Origin of the sequence: Paenibacillus xylanilyticus (genome assembly GCF_009664365.1) — a bacterium.
In the GTDB taxonomy this organism is placed as follows: domain Bacteria; phylum Bacillota; class Bacilli; order Paenibacillales; family Paenibacillaceae; genus Paenibacillus; species Paenibacillus xylanilyticus_A.
Genome location: NZ_CP044310.1, coordinates 780,058 through 795,345, shown reverse-complemented (window position 1 = coordinate 795,345; position 15,288 = coordinate 780,058). Strand labels below are relative to the sequence as shown.

At 48.1% G+C, this 15,288-nt stretch carries 10 protein-coding genes; 1 reads left to right on the top strand and 9 read right to left on the bottom strand.

Annotation, left to right across the window (positions count from 1 at the left end; translation table 11 throughout):
* Positions 1 to 32 precede the first annotated feature (32 nt).
* On the bottom strand, positions 33 to 3,245 hold the full coding sequence (locus F4V51_RS03675; RefSeq protein WP_162009888.1) for a copper amine oxidase N-terminal domain-containing protein: 3,213 nt from the start codon (positions 3,243 to 3,245) through the stop codon (positions 33 to 35).
* A gap of 293 nt (positions 3,246 to 3,538) precedes the next feature.
* On the opposite strand from F4V51_RS03675, the gene F4V51_RS03670 reads away from it, so the two are divergent.
* The gene (locus F4V51_RS03670) at positions 3,539 to 4,507 is read left to right on the top strand and encodes a hypothetical protein (RefSeq protein WP_153976891.1); all 969 of its coding nucleotides are present in this window, start codon (positions 3,539 to 3,541) and stop codon (positions 4,505 to 4,507) included.
* 84 nt (positions 4,508 to 4,591) lie between these two features.
* Here the strand turns inward: F4V51_RS03670 and F4V51_RS03665 are convergent, their stop codons facing one another.
* The 8 genes from F4V51_RS03665 to F4V51_RS03630 all read right to left on the bottom strand — a co-directional run bounded on the left by F4V51_RS03665 (position 4,592) and on the right by F4V51_RS03630 (position 14,792).
* A complete protein-coding gene (locus tag F4V51_RS03665; protein ID WP_153976890.1) occupies positions 4,592 to 5,200 on the bottom strand; it encodes a GNAT family N-acetyltransferase in 609 nt (202 codons plus the stop codon).
* Positions 5,200 to 6,492, bottom strand: coding sequence for a threonine ammonia-lyase IlvA (gene ilvA / locus F4V51_RS03660; protein WP_127538332.1), 1,293 nt, complete (start codon positions 6,490 to 6,492; stop codon positions 5,200 to 5,202). Before ilvA ends, F4V51_RS03665 begins: the two co-directional genes overlap by 1 nt.
* Positions 6,493 to 6,585: 93 nt before the next feature.
* The gene (locus F4V51_RS03655) at positions 6,586 to 7,446 is read right to left on the bottom strand and encodes an alpha/beta fold hydrolase (RefSeq protein WP_153976889.1); all 861 of its coding nucleotides are present in this window, start codon (positions 7,444 to 7,446) and stop codon (positions 6,586 to 6,588) included.
* A gap of 217 nt (positions 7,447 to 7,663) precedes the next feature.
* The gene (locus F4V51_RS03650) at positions 7,664 to 9,955 is read right to left on the bottom strand and encodes a beta-glucosidase family protein (protein WP_153976888.1); all 2,292 of its coding nucleotides are present in this window, start codon (positions 9,953 to 9,955) and stop codon (positions 7,664 to 7,666) included.
* Between the two features lie 233 nt (positions 9,956 to 10,188).
* Positions 10,189 to 10,794 carry an alpha/beta hydrolase gene (locus F4V51_RS03645; RefSeq protein ID WP_153980544.1) on the bottom strand — a complete coding sequence of 202 codons (606 nt, stop codon included), beginning with the start codon at positions 10,792 to 10,794 and terminating at the stop codon, positions 10,189 to 10,191.
* A gap of 14 nt (positions 10,795 to 10,808) precedes the next feature.
* Positions 10,809 to 11,759: a ring-cleaving dioxygenase gene (locus F4V51_RS03640; protein ID WP_227779616.1), complete on the bottom strand. Its 951-nt coding sequence runs from the start codon at positions 11,757 to 11,759 to the stop codon at positions 10,809 to 10,811.
* A gap of 263 nt (positions 11,760 to 12,022) precedes the next feature.
* On the bottom strand, positions 12,023 to 13,105 hold the full coding sequence (locus tag F4V51_RS03635; RefSeq protein WP_153976887.1) for a hemolysin family protein: 1,083 nt from the start codon (positions 13,103 to 13,105) through the stop codon (positions 12,023 to 12,025).
* Between the two features lie 349 nt (positions 13,106 to 13,454).
* Positions 13,455 to 14,792 (bottom strand): hemolysin family protein, encoded by a 1,338-nt coding sequence (locus F4V51_RS03630; protein ID WP_153976886.1) that lies wholly within the window; start codon positions 14,790 to 14,792, stop codon positions 13,455 to 13,457.
* Between the last annotated feature and the right edge of the window lie 496 nt (positions 14,793 to 15,288).

Below are 15,288 nucleotides of genomic sequence, written 5' to 3'. Positions count from 1 at the left end.
TCTCCATACAATGACTTCGTTGGTAAACGAAGTTATTTTGTTGGATTATTGCTGGTGCCTTGAGCAGAGTCAGTTGCACCGGCATTGGGGTCAGTCGTTGGAGCCGTATCTGGAGTTGTTACCACAGGGGCCGCCTGAGCTGCATCGAGTTTCGCTGTACCTGACGGAGCAGAGAGAACACTTGTGTATAGCGACGGATCACTTGTTGCAGAAAGGATATACACTTTATACTCTGCTCCGAGTTCAATCGCTTTTCCACTTGAATCCAGCGTATCTTTGGATAAGGAAATTTCTCCTGGAGTAACTACTTTAAAATTATTATTTGTATTTGCAGAAGGCAAATCCAGACTATCTTGAGCTCTTACTACAAATAAACGGTATTGGCCAATCCCTTTATCATCGGATGGTTTAGCGAAAGTAACCTTCAGGCCTGCATCCGTAGCTGTACTGGCATTCTCAATGTTCGTTATAGCTGCGGACTGAACAGCAACAGGCTCCGCCGGTTTGGCCAGAATGCTGAACTCGTTGGATGCACCGGACAGATTGGAAGCTCGCGTACCGCTATCGGATACGGACAAAACAAATGCTCTGTATTTTTGACCCACGACAAGAGCATTACCATTGATATCAACGTGACCATTATTGAGCTGAATTGGATTGCCAGCATCATTCTTGGAAATTTGAACAAACGATCGGATGCCGAGAGCCGAATTCAGGTCAAATCCAGTTACTTGACCAGATGGAACGATTAATACTCTATAATTTGCAATACCACTGTCTGTTGTTGGTTTATTGAAGTTCACGGTGACATCTGATGCGTTTCCTGCTTGCCCTTGATTTTTCACCGTTACATTCACATTATTCACTGCGCCAACAGCCGTATTGGATGCGAGTGTAATTACATTGGAGCCAGATGACAATGCATTCGCAAGAGAAGCATTACCATTCACCGCCATGACATACACGCGATAACCGACACCATTTACAATTGGACTTCCATCCACTGTTTTCGAATTACTGTTGAAGTTCACCGTCTGATTGCTTCCATTCTTGCTGACATACGTATAATTCGCACTTCCTACTGCATTAGCTGCAGAAAGATTGAAGCTGGTATTCGTAGATTTCACGACAAACACCCGGTAGTGATTCACATTGGTCTCATCCGCCGATTTGGTGAATGTTACGCGCAGATCGCGTCCGTCCTGATTATCGCCGATATCGCTTGCCGCTACGTTACTCGGAGCTGTTATCGCTGCATTTGGACTCAATGTAATCTGTGACGAGTACGAAGACAACGCGTTCTGACTGGAGTTGCCGCTTGTGCTTACCGACAGGACAAACACACGATAAGTCACGTTATTGGAAACTCTGTATCCATTCGTATCTACCATACTGCTTGGCAGTGTCACCGACAGGTTGCCACCCGTTTTGTTCACTTGGTAGTAGTTGTTCGAAGCATTAGCCGCGCTCAGGGTGAAGCTTCCTGCGTTACCTGAACGAACCACGTACACCCGGTAAGCCGAAACTCTAGACTCATCCGATGCTCGGTTGAAAGATACCCGCAGATCCCGTCCATCACCATAGTCACTGACATCCGAGACTGCCAGGTTATTAACAGCTCCTGCATTTCCATTCGTCGTCAATCTCAGTAATGTGGAGGAAGAGGACACCGCATTGGTGTAGTTGTTTTGCTGATTGCCCACAGCCATGACGTAAATCCGGTAATCCTGCAGATTCGTTACGTTATAACCGCTTGTATCTTTCATTGATGAAGGCAATGTTGTGGTAATATTGCTGCCTGTTTTGTTCACGGTATAGTACAGGCTCGAAGACAGATTGCTTGCCGTCGCCAGATTGAAGCTGCTGGCCACCGAGTTGCGCACAACGAAGATGCGGTAGCTCGCTACCTTGGATTCGTCGGAAGACCGATTGAAGCTCACCAGAATGTCACGTCCATCTCCATAGTCCGAATTATCCTTGACTTGTGTAATGACAGGCGCCGTTGCCGTATTCACGCCAAGTGTCAGTGAAGAGGATACGGAAGACAGCTTGTGATCTGCAGCTGCCGCATTGGAGCTGACCGACATGATGTATACGACGTAGGCGGTGCCGCTGCGAATCAATTCCCCGGACGTATCACGCGTGGAAGAGGTAAGCTGACTTTTAACCGCTGTGTTGTTTCCTTTATAGATGATCGTTGAATTCGAGCTGGATACTTTATTCGCCGCAGTCAGATTGAAGGATGAAGCATCCTTAGCTTTGACGACAAATGCACGATAATAGGTAATATTCGACGTGCTGCTTGGCTGATTGAAGTTGATCTCCAGGTCACGGCCATCTCCGTAGTCACTGATATCGGCAATGCGAAGACTGGTGACCGGCTGAACTGTTGTTTTCACATTGTTTAATTTCAAAGACTGGGCAGACCAAGCAAGTACATTTTTGTAACTATTGCTGCTGTTGCCCATGGTCAGGACATACAAACGATAGGTTTCACTCGTATTCAGCAGATCTCCGTTAACGTCACGTGTCTGCGCATTCAGGGTCAATTTCGGGTTACTGCCATTTGGAGACACCGAAGTGTAGTTGCCGGATGGCACCACTGAAGCCGCAGACTCGTTGAAGCTGTTCACATCACGGGTTTTCACCAGCATAATACGATATTCGGATACAGCCTTTTCGGATGTTGGACGCGTGAAGCTGACCGTCAGATCCCGACCATCTCCGTTACTTCCCGAAACGGATCCGTAGATGTTCCAGGCCGCAGCTTTCGTGTCATCGACAGGAGGCGTGGACGTTGTTTTGATATCCACCCGCTGTTGGCGGGAGTTCCAGAATACTTTCTCTCCAAATGCTTCACTCACAAAGCGAATAGGGACCATCGTGTTACCCTTAATCGTACTCGCAGGCACGTCCAGAGAGACCGCTTCTCCGTTAATATAAGCTGTCTTGGAACCCAGTGTCAGTGAGACCTCCTGATCTCCGCGAGTTGCTGTAATGGTTTTGGTTTTGTTCGTATATCCCACTTTAGCATCCAGTCCTTCAAAAATGGACCGCAGCGGAACCAATACCCGTCCGGCTTTCATGACAGGCGCTTGCGCAGAAGAGAGCTCGGCATCATTGATATAGATACTGATTCTTGCTGCTGCATCGATTACTGTTGCTGGCAAGGCTGACATCAGCATGGCTGATACGGCCAGTGCGGACATGACCTTTTTAACTTGACGTCCTCCGGCTTTTTTCATATTGAATATCCCCATTCTCTTTTTAGATGATGAATTGAATTGTATTAGAGCGGATTTCACTTGATTTTATTCCTGTAATTTCCTGTGCACATCTAAGACGTCTGAACCTGATCAAAAGTTTCCAATCGCTCAAAAAATATTTTCGCAGAAAAGTTCTTCCACCATCTACCTGCCAAAGGTTAAAAATAACAGAACATTTTGTCATTATTCCGAAACAACATCCGCAGAAAATTGGGTTAATGTATAAAGAATCAATCCGTTTAATTTTCAAAATTCACGGGAGGTTTACAACAATGACATCATTGTACTCATCTGCCAGACGCCAAGGGCTCCGTATGTTCATGACTGTCACAGCTGTTGCTGTATTAATGCAGACTGATGCCGCTGGGATCACGGGAATGGCTGCTGCAGCCCCCTCCGATTCCGATGTGGAAGTAACCACCAGTAGTTCGACCGCCATTTATAACACATTTCAATCCACACTCCAAAAAAAGAACGGCTTATCCGCCGCTGACACCTATCTGGAAGCCAATATCGATAAAGTAACCACCCATCACGCGACCCTAATGGTACTTCAGTTGGAGAATGCCCGCATCAAGGGATTAACTGCCATGACGGACCGCATGTTGGTTCCCAATGTTCAGGATAAGATGATCAAAGCATACAAGTGGAACGACAGTTTCACCCAGCTGATGGAGCGTACCAAAGACTCGGAACTCCGCGCATTGCTGAAGGAAGCCCGGGACAGCGGCTACCGCCTTGTGATGCTCGAAGGCTCCCTCTATCCGATCATGAATTATATGGATTTTCAAAAATATAATTCGCATGTCAAACCGGATATCAAACAGTACATCAACATCATGGCGGTCGAGACAGGCAACCTGGCTGCTGAAGATGGCGCACTCATCATTGGTTATCAGGAAATGCTGAATCGGGCATTGAATCAGGAACGTTTCTTGCAGGATTATCCGAAGTCTAATCGGGTCAAGCAGGTACGAACTTTGCTGAACAATTATACGCTGTATACCTTTTATGGCCTGAACAATACACCATTGTTTGATTACGAAACCAACACCATGGTGGCGAATGCCCAAAAAGGGTACAAGGCTGTGCTGCAGCGGAATCCATCCGAGGATAGTGACTTGCTGGCTAAACTGCGTGCTTTCATGGACGTCGTAACCGATGCCAAATACCAAAAGACTTCCGCTGTAGAAAAGTGGCTGGATCAGAAAGTTCCTACCGGCAGCTACACCGGATTCTAAAACCATTCATCCCATTAAAAATGCCTCCGCTGCAAAATAAAAAACCGCCACAGGATACGCTCCCATGGCGGTTTTTCAGTGTGATCAACCCTGCTGAATCGGCTTGATCATATGGTTATATTCATGTCCTGCAATGACAATGACGTCATCCTTCGTATAGCCCTGTCGTTCATACAGCATCAAGGCACGTCCATTATCACGTTCGACAATAAGAGCCACCCGTTCATGCCCGAGTTCCCTTCCCTGCTGCTCAAAAGCAGCCATCAGAGCCCGGCCGATCCCCTGTCCCTGATAGGATTCGCTTACCGACAGCGTATCCAGATAATATTCGCCGGGACGAGTTTCTTTGATTATTGCATATTTCTCATCCTGACTGCGTCCAGGCCGATCCAGAATCGGCTGGTCCAGACGATCCGCTTCACTACCGTCGTAGGCTACGAGTATACCGGCAATGTCCTGACCATGTTCCATCACCGTTACATGGCGATAGCTGATCCGGTTGTCCTCCTGCATATAAAACTGCTTCAGAATCTGCATTGCCTGCTCGTGATCGGACTCGCCCGCCAGCGCATAAGCAATGTCTCCTATCGCCTGATAGAGCAGTGGAATGACTTGATCCGCATCCTCCCTGCGTGCTGGCCGCAGCTGGAGATGGGGTTCATTGCTGCCCGGTTGCTTCACCTGATTACTCATCAGATTAACATGTTGAAGAGATTCAGATTTTTGTTCAGCTCGGTATAGGCAATGCCTTTGCGATTCATGCGTTCAATCAGAGGCTGATAGTCTTCCTTGTACATGAGCTCAATGCCTACCAAGGCAGGACCATTCTCTTTGTCATGCTTCTTCGTATATTCAAACCGGGTGATATCGTCATTCGGTCCGAGCACTTCCTCCAGGAATTCACGCAAAGCACCAGCACGCTGCGGGAAATTCACCATAAAGTAATATTTCAGACCTTCATAGATCAGGGAACGTTCCTTGATCTCCTGCATCCGGTCGATGTCGTTGTTACCGCCACTAATTACGCAGACTACCGTCTTGCCCACAATTTGCTCACGATATTGCTCCAGTGCAGCCACAGCCAGTGAACCGGCGGGTTCAACCACGATTGCATTTTCATTGTACAGCTCCAGGATGGTCGTACAAGCCTTGCCCTCAGGAACCTTCACGATGTCATCCAGCGTGCTGCTGCAAATGTTGTAAGTCAGGTCTCCTACCCGCTTCACTGCAGCGCCATCCACGAATTTATCGATATCATCAAGCGTGACAACCTGTTTGCGGAACATGGCCTCACTCATGGAAGCAGCGCCGAGAGGCTCCACACCAATAATGCGCGTTTCCGGGCTGACCGTCTTCATGTAGGTTCCGACGCCAGCAGCAAGACCACCGCCGCCAATCGTAACAAATACATAATCTGCATCCTCATCAAGGCTTTCCATGATCTCCATCGCAACCGTACCATTACCCGCAATAATTTTGGGTTGGTCAAACGGATGAATGAACGTCATCCCCTGTTCATCACATGCACGCATGGCTTCTGCATACGCATCATCATACGTATCCCCGATCAGCACGACTTCTACGTTGCTGCCGCCGAAGCGTCGTACCTGTTTGACCTTTTGATTCGGTGTCGTGCTCGGCATGAAGATTTTGCCGTGTATTCCGAGGGCGTTACAGGAAAAGGCAACACCCTGTGCATGGTTCCCTGCGCTTGCGCAGACAATACCCTTCTCCATTTCAGCCGGAGTCAGACTGCGGATCATATTGTAGGCACCACGAATTTTGAAAGAGCGCACCACTTGCAGATCTTCCCGCTTGAGATACACATTGCAATTATATTTGGTCGACAATACAGCATCCCGCTGCAGAGGCGTTCTTACAATAACTTCACGCAGCACATGATGTGCGCGTACGATATCTTCCATGCCAACACCGGCATGGCCGGAATTTTTATTTTCCGTTGATTCTTGTTCCACTGGTTTCATCTCTTCTCCACACTCCGCTTTGTCTTGGTTGGCAATGCAAGCATTGCTTTTTCTGTTATTGTATCACTTTTGACCTAAGCTTGCGCCAAGGCCTCAACGATTTGCCATCCGCAAAATTTCATCAATAATAATCTGCGGGTCGGTAAAGGTGACCATATGTCCCGATTGACCTGCTTCGATCCAATGTCCGTTCGCGAGCTCTTGGGCTGTCTTGCGGTGAGCTGACACAATGGCAGGTCTAATTTTATGCTCTCCCTGTCCTGCCTTGGTGCCAGAAATAATCCGGACTTCCAGATCTCCCAACTTAGGAGGAGTATTCCGCATTGAGGCCAAATCATCCAGAAACGCCACCGATTCAGCAGCCATGGTACGTGCTGCCTGTACAGTGAAGTCTTCCTCTCGGTGATCCCGTGCAACATCTTCCGGTTGAACCTGGCCCGGTTTACTTCCCATTTTCCGATACAGCCCTGTACGTGCCATCCAAGGAAGCAGCCAACGGTTCACGGCAAAACTGGTTTTGGCCAGAGCGGAGAAATATAAATCACAGTTCTCATCTGATGGATCGACCAGTATCAGTCCTCTAATGCGAGACATATCCGCAGCTGCCGCGGCTCTGACGACTGGCCCTCCCCAGCTGTGTCCCACCAGAATGAAAGGGCCTGGCCCAAGTGCCGTCAGCAAATCGCCCAGATCCTCGGTAAGCCTGTGGAGAGTCCGCTGCTCCGTATCGGCTTCACTCCGTCCCAACCCGGAACGATCATAGACCACAGACTGTGTATGTTCGGCCACTTGCGGCGCCACGAGTCCCCACGCCGATCTGGAAAAGCCCATGCCTGATTCAAAAACAACGACCGGGTGACCGGCTCCCTTCGACATATAATGAAGCTTGCGGCCATCTCGTGTGTGGATAAATGCACTTGAACCATACGAATGATTGGCATGAATAGCGTTCATGGTCCCCTCCTGCCTTGTTTACGAACATTGTCATTTCTATTCCCATCGTTCTAAATGAAAATGATTATCAATTACTTAAGTATAGGATAATTCCTCCTGTAAAAGCAAACCAAAAACCCGATCCATTTCAAGGATCGGGTCTATATTAAACTGGAGAATTAAGTCGATTATATCGACTACCTATTGCATCTCACTTACTTACTATATCATTCGTGTGCTACGCTCGGATTCCATGATCTTTACTGTTCAACTGATCGAGCAATTGATTCATGGCTTCTTCACTCATCGCTCCCCCACTGAAAGCAACCAAGGCACGCAGTGGCATATATTTCATCATGGCAGCCATCATATCTGCATGCTCACCCTCATCATCGCCACCCATGCCGCTGGCTTCCTGGAATTGCTGCATGGCTTGCTCCAACAGCTCTTTGTTGGCTGGATCGCGCTGTATGTCTCCGAGCGTGCTATTACGCGTGTATGTGGGAATGAATGTTGCTGTGGATTCCACTTTAACACGTTTGATCAGATGAATGTCCTTGGAGGAACTGCCCACTAGAATATCAAACTCTCCAGTCTCTACGTGCCAGTCTTTTATGTCCACATTGTAATAAGCAAACGACCGTTTGTTTAACGTAAAGCGAACCACCTCGAAAGCCCCCGGCTCCAGCTCCACTTTGGCAAATGCCTTCAGTTCCTTCACCGGACGAATCACCGTACTTTCCACATCACTGATGTACAGCTGCACGACTTCTTTGCCCGCCCTGTCTCCGGTATTGGTAACTTTCACGCGTACTTCAACTTCATCCTGGTCTGTCAGTTCAGTCCGGTCCACTGTTAGATCGGTATATTCGAATGTTGTATAACTCAGTCCATAGCCAAATGGAAATAACGGCTCGATCTGTTTCTTGTCATAGTATCGGTAACCTACGAAGATACCTTCCTTGTAGTCTACCCGATCTCCTTCACCCGGAAAGTTAAGGAAAGACGGATTATGGCTCAGCTGTGCGGGGAACGTCTCTGCCAGTTTGCCTGAGGGATTCACCTCGCCGTACAACAAGTCAGCAATCGCTCCGCCAACAGCCTGCCCGCCCAGATAAGCTTCGAGTACAGCCTTCACTTGTGGCAGCCAAGGCATTTCCACGGGTGAACCATTGCTGAGCACAACAACGATACGTGACTGAACCTTGGCCACCTCTTCAATCAGGCGGATATGGTTATCCGGCAAGCGCAGATGGGAGCGGTCATATCCTTCAGACTCATAACGGTCGGGTAAACCGACAAAAACGACCGCTGTATCCGCAGCCTTTGCAGCCTGAACTGCTTCTGTCATAAGCCGATCATCCACATCATCAGCTTCAATGCGGTAACCCGGAGCATAGGAGATCTCTGTCTCCGTTCCTGCAATCCGAGTCATCTCTTCCACAATATCATCGACTTGGGTCGGATTGATGTGAGAGCTTCCTCCACCCTGAAAGCGCGGTTTGCGGGCAAAGGCTCCAATCAGCGCAAGCTTGCCTTCACGTTTCAACGGAAGCAGCTGATCTTCATTTTTCAGCAAAACCATACACTCCGATGCAACTTTACGGGCAAGCTGATGGTGTTCTTCCTTATTGTAGGCAGCACCCTTACGCTGCTGATCCGCAGCCTTGAAGATAAGGGTAAGTAGCCGTTCTACCGCCCGGTCCAGCTTCTCCAGGGACAGCTTGCCACTCTCAACGGCTTGAATAACCTTGCGCTCTCCGATCCCACCACTTGCAGGCATTTCAAGCTCCAGTCCTGCGGAAAGCGCATCTGCACGTTCATTGACAGCACCCCAGTCGGACACAACGAGACCCTCATGTCCCCATTCTTCCTTCAGAATATCGGTGAGCAACCACTCATTTTCACCTGCATATGTACCGTTCACCTTGTTGTAGGAGCACATCACTGTCCAAGGCTGACCATCCTTCACGGCACCTTCGAAACTGGCCAGGTAAATCTCACGGAGCGTGCGCTCATCTACCACCGCATCAATGGACATGCGCCGCTCCTCCTGATTGTTCACCGCAAAGTGTTTCAGCGATGTTCCCACACCCTGACTCTGTACACCCTGGATATGGCCGGCAGCCATACGTGTAGACAGAAGCGGATCTTCGGAAAAGTATTCAAAATTCCGTCCGCCGAGTGGCGAACGCTTAATGTTAACGCCTGGCCCCAGCAATACGCCTACTTCTTCGGCCTGACACTCTTCACCCAGCGCCACTCCAACTTGGCGCGCCAGATCAGTATCCCAAGAGCTGGCTAATCCTACTGCGGATGGGAAGCAGGTCGCTGGCACACTTGACGTCAAGCCCAGATGATCCGCGCTTCCATCCTGTTTCCGCAGGCCATGCGGCCCGTCTGTCACCATGATGGAAGGGATACCGAGACGCTCTACCCCTTTCAGATGCCAGAAGTCCAGTCCGGAGCACATGCCTGCTTTTTCTTCCAGTGTCATCTGCTGTACCAGTTCCTTGATGTTTCGTTCCATAATAACCCCTCCAGTTCATGGTGGTGCTTAAGTGCTATAGTAACTAAGCATACAAGCTTATGTCGTACGCATTCAAATGATTACCCGGTTAGTAACGTTTACATAACACCCTCAATTCATTCGGGTAGATCAGCAAGCAAAAAGAGGCAGCCCGATCCTTTCAGATCAAGCTGTCCCCTGTCTTGCCGATATAGTCTGGCTCCAGATTTATTGCCCAGATGCAATAATCAGGTTTACGCCTGAGCTTTAAACCATGCCGCCGCCGCCAATGCCTCGGTGCGGGTCAACTGATGTCCCTGACGCTCCCAGTGCGTTTTGACATCTGCACCTGCACCACTAAGAAGTGATGCCAGTTCTTCCGTTTCCCGTCTCGGTACAATCGGATCGTTCTCTCCTGCACCGATGAAGACAGGCAATCCGTTCAGATTCGGCAGTTCGAGTCCGCGCAGAGGTACCATCGGATGATGTAAAATCGCGCCTTTGAATACGTTAGCCTGGTGGAACATCAAACTAGCCGCAATATTGGCACCATTGGAGTAACCGAGTGCGTAAACATTGTTACGATCGAATCCGTACTCCGCTGCTGCTGCATCCACAAATGCACCCAGCTCCGCTGTCCGTGCAATCAGATCTTCTTCGTCAAACACCCCTTCGGCCAAGCGGCGGAAGAAACGGGGCATCCCGTTCTCCGACACGTTACCGCGTACACCCAGCATGCCTGCTCCTGGCGCAATCAATTCGCCAAGACCTACCAGATCATTCTCGGTTCCACCTGTCCCGTGAAGCAGCAGCAGTGTTGGGGAATCCGGCTGTGCACCTGCTTTATAAATATGTTTCATCGTATCGGTTGTGGTCATGATTTGGACTCTCCTTTCCATTCACGTACTTCGATTGGTGGAAGCAATTTTTCAATCTGTTCACGCTGTGGTTCATACCACTCAGGCAGCATCAGTTTCTCACCCATGCTCTCCTGAGGTTCATCGCGTGCGAATCCCGGAGGATCGGTAGCCAGTTCGAACAATATGCCGCCCGGTTCCCGGAAATACACCGCATTGAAGTACTGACGGTCGATTACAGGGGTTGGATGGTAGCCTGCTTTCTCCAGGTCCCGCTGCATTTGCTCATGCTCGGTATAGTCTTTTGCACGCCAAGCAATGTGGTGCACCGTACCTGCTCCGCCAATGCCCCGCTGGAATCCGGTAGATTGAACGTCGATGATTTGCCCGATGTCACCAGTGGCACGAAGGCGAATCAAGCCATTCTCTTCCCCTACCTGTTCCAGGCCGAGCATGGAAACCAGCACGTCGGTGGTTTTCTCAGGAACTTGGCTGAACAGAACTGCGCCGCCAAAACCTTTGATCGCATGCTCAGGTGTTACCCCGTTGTATGTCCATTTACTTGGCTGGCCCTCTTCACGTTCAACCAGTTCAAGAAGCAGGCCGCCTTTGTCGAAGAAGCGAATATATTGCTCACCGAATCTGGTTTTATTTTCAAACGGAATATCGAAGGAAGCGAGACGTTCTTTCCAGAATGGCAGACTTCCTACCGGAATTGCATATACGGTTACTCCGGTCTGTCCGGAACCAATGACACCTCTCATGGCATTTTGGTGTGGGAAGAAGGTGATGATTGTACCTGGCGCCCCATCCTCATTTCCGTAATACAGATGATACACATCCGGTGCATCGAAGTTAATTGTTTTTTTCACCAGTCTCAGGGCCAATACCCCTGCGTAAAAATCAACATTTTTCTGTGCGTCATCTACAAAAGCCGTTACGTGATGGATACCCGAAGTTCTGAACATAATCTCCACTCCCTTGGTTTTAATTTTATCATGGTTGAATTTAGCGGTTTGTTATTCATTGTTGTTGCTTGTTGTTTGTTTATTTATCTTTAATTTAAGATTCTTTAAATTCATATTAATCCATTACCAATGGAATTGCAAGCTTTTTGTTTTAAAATTAAGATGGTTTCATCGTTGATGTTGTTAACTCCTGATTAGCAGAAAAGATTAATACAAAAACAGGTCTCCGAATAAATCGGAAACCTGTCTTTCTCAAGTCTGCTTTAAGTCAATTTCAATCGTTTGGGTGGATTCACCAGATCCTTATGCTCATATTCATCCTTGATATCCCCAACGATTTCCTCCAGAATGTCCTCCATCGTAACCAAACCAATGGCAGCACCTTCTTCATTATTTACAATGGCCATATGCACACGACTCTGCTGCATCTGGATCAGAACGTCCTTGATCGGGGACTTCTCCGAAAATCCAGGCATATCATGAATGTAGGCATCCATGCTGAATGATCTGCCTGCAGCCACACTGGTCAGCATTTCTTTTGTATTAATAAAGCCGATAAAGCGAGCCGCATCCCCGTTCGCAATGACCGGATATCTCGTATACTCGTGCCGATTCAGCACTTCAATCACCTGATCCAGCGGCATTTCCTTATTCAGCGTAACGATTTTTTCTTTGCGAATCATAATCTCCTGCAGCAGGCGCTCATCAAACGCAAAAATGTTTTTCAGATAGTCCAGCTCGGTCTGATTGATCTCCCCACTCTCGTAACTCTGGGCGACAATCAGCTTCAGTTCCTCTTCGGAGTGGACGGTATCGTGTCCGGCTGGCTTGATGCCAAAGATTCCGAGCAGCACCCGTGCAGCACCATTAAGCGCGTAGATGAACGGATTCATGATCTTACCAAACCAGTACAGCGGTGGTGCAAGTAAAAGCGTCATTCTCTCTGCAAATTGGATCGCCAGCGTTTTGGGTGCGAGCTCACCAATAACCACATGCAGGAACGTAATGATCGCCAAGGCAATCCCGTAGGATAATACCGTCGACACGGCTGCCGGCACTTCAAGTCGCTCGAACAGCGGATGAAGCATTTTTTCAACGGTCGGTTCACCCAAAGCCCCCAACACGAGAGCCGTAATGGTGATCCCCAGTTGACACGCAGACAGATAATAGTCCAGATTGTGTGCGACTTTCTTGGCCATGACCGCTTTTTTGTTGCCTTCCGAGATCAGCTGATCAATTCGTGACATCCGCACTTTCAGAATGGCGAATTCAGCGCCGACGAAGAAGGCAGTAAGCCCTATAAATACGGCTACCAAAAATAAATTCAATGCTATTATTCCGTCCAATGATTTCCCTCGAGTGAGGGATTCACCTCCAAGTTGAACATTTTAATGGTTATAAATTTCTGATGAATCTTACATTGGTACACTCCGATGCCAGAACAACCTTCCGATCGCTGTTATCCCCAGATTTCTTCATTCCCTATTTATAGGGGGAAATATGGTGATAAAGGCGAACGCTACGCTTCTTCAGGTTTTTTCTGTCCTCTTCGTTATCGTGTGATTAATAAATTTATCTAACTCTAAAAGGGTCAAAATTTGTTTACAAACGCGAACGCTCCGCTTCTCCAGAATCGATTCCGTCCCCTACACTACTACCAACCAATCTATCGAAAATTCAGGAATTCTATTCTAGTTAGGCCAGATCGCTTGTGGCTTCCTCCACCGGGGCTGCGTTCACGCGCTCCAGCAGGACCTGCTTAATCTGATAATTTTCGGTATCCACTACAGTCCAGACATAATCACCGTGGGCAACCGTATCACCATTTTCCACACGTACACCCTTCTGGAACTGAATCCAGCCGGCGACGGTGTCCATCTCCTCATTCCCTTCGAAAATCAATCCGAACTGCCGCTCCACTTCGTCCAGAAGCACCCGGCCGTTAATCAGATATTGATTCTCCCCGGTCTCCTGAATGTCAGCCACTTCATCGGCATCGAATTCGTCACGGATTTCCCCAACAAGCTCCTCCAGAATATCCTCCATCGTAAGAATACCCGAGGTACCGCCGTATTCATCCACGACCACGGCCATATGCACGCGTTCCTGCTGCATTTTAATCATGGCATCCTGGATGCGGGTAATCTCGGAAACAAATGGAATCTCACGGACAAAGTCAGCAAGTTGGTATTGCTTCTGAGCAACCATGTCCGGCAGGATCTTTTTGACATTGACCATGCCGACAATGCGGTCCTTATCCCCTTCCTCAATGACTGGATATCGGGAATAGTTATGCTCATCAAGCACGGGGATGATATCGTCGTAAGTCATCTCCTGGTCCAATGTGACAAGTTCCGTCCGCGGAACCATGATGTCTTTCGCGACCCGTTCATCAAACACAAACACATTTTCCAAGTAAGACAACTTGGTTTGATTCGTCTCGTCACCTTCATAACTCTGGTTCATGATGATTTTGATCTCATCCTCGGAATAGGCCTGATCATGTCCTGCTGGCTTCACACCGAACATCCGCAGAAGGATACGGGATGCCCCATTGAGTGCCCAGATAAATGGGTACATGATCTTTCCGAACCAGTACAGCGATGGCGAGAGCATCAGCGTCAATTTTTCCGAAAATTGAATCGCCATGGTTTTAGGTGCCATCTCACCGACAACCACGTGAAGGAACGTCACAAGGATAAAGGCAATCGCATAGGAGGCAACCGACGAAATGGCTGGTGAAATACTCAGGTACTCAAACACCGGATATAACAGTCTTTCGACGGTCGGCTTACCTAATGCACCAAGTCCTAGAGCTGTTACCGTAATACCAAGCTGACAGGCAGACAGATAGTAATCCAGATCGGAAACGACCTTCTTGGCGAGTACAGCCTTTTTGTTACCTTCGGCAACCAGTTGATCCACTCTTGATGTACGAATCTTAACAACCGCAAATTCGGATGCCACAAAAAATGCGGTCAAAGCAATCAAGAGAACGAGTAATGCTAAATTTAAGATGGTAATTATGTCCAATGATTTCCCCGATTCTCAGGGATTCACCTCCAGAAATAGTTACAGCAGCGCTCGTTAACCCGTTAACGGCTGCACAGCTGATTGTCGTTGAATTGGGCGTATGCAAATATAAAATCAAATTCAATAATGACCAGATTGCTATATGCTGCACACAGACCTTGTAAGTTGCAAAACAGGAATCCAGGATGAAGTCAATCACATTAAGAAACCACTTCACTGTAATTAGGGCTAACCCTCATGCTGTCAGATTGTTTCTCCGATCTACTCCACCTTAATTCTCCATTTGGACAGTTTACAATATCGCCTTCCCAATAGATATCCACCTCCCCTCTTGTTCATTCCTGTTTCAGAAAAGTATACCATGTTCCGAATCAAACCATCCAGTTGTACGTCATGGTTTGGGTTATCTTGCACATAAATTCATGAATATTTTGTTCACAAATGACTTAATTCATGTAATAAGTTACTTATATGCCTAACAAAACTATGTATTGAA

Excerpts from the sequence above, each read along its gene's own strand:
- F4V51_RS03675 (WP_162009888.1), bottom strand. The coding sequence starts at position 3,245 with ATGAAAAAAGCCGGAGGACGTCAAGTTAAAAAGGTCATGTCCGCACTG.
- F4V51_RS03670 (WP_153976891.1), top strand. The coding sequence starts at position 3,539 with ATGACATCATTGTACTCATCTGCCAGACGCCAAGGGCTCCGTATGTTC.
- F4V51_RS03665 (WP_153976890.1), bottom strand. The coding sequence starts at position 5,200 with ATGAGTAATCAGGTGAAGCAACCGGGCAGCAATGAACCCCATCTCCAG.
- ilvA (WP_127538332.1), bottom strand. The coding sequence starts at position 6,492 with ATGAAACCAGTGGAACAAGAATCAACGGAAAATAAAAATTCCGGCCAT.
- F4V51_RS03655 (WP_153976889.1), bottom strand. The coding sequence starts at position 7,446 with ATGAACGCTATTCATGCCAATCATTCGTATGGTTCAAGTGCATTTATC.
- F4V51_RS03650 (WP_153976888.1), bottom strand. The coding sequence starts at position 9,955 with ATGGAACGAAACATCAAGGAACTGGTACAGCAGATGACACTGGAAGAA.
- F4V51_RS03645 (WP_153980544.1), bottom strand. The coding sequence starts at position 10,794 with ATGAAACATATTTATAAAGCAGGTGCACAGCCGGATTCCCCAACACTG.
- F4V51_RS03640 (WP_227779616.1), bottom strand. The coding sequence starts at position 11,759 with ATGTTCAGAACTTCGGGTATCCATCACGTAACGGCTTTTGTAGATGAC.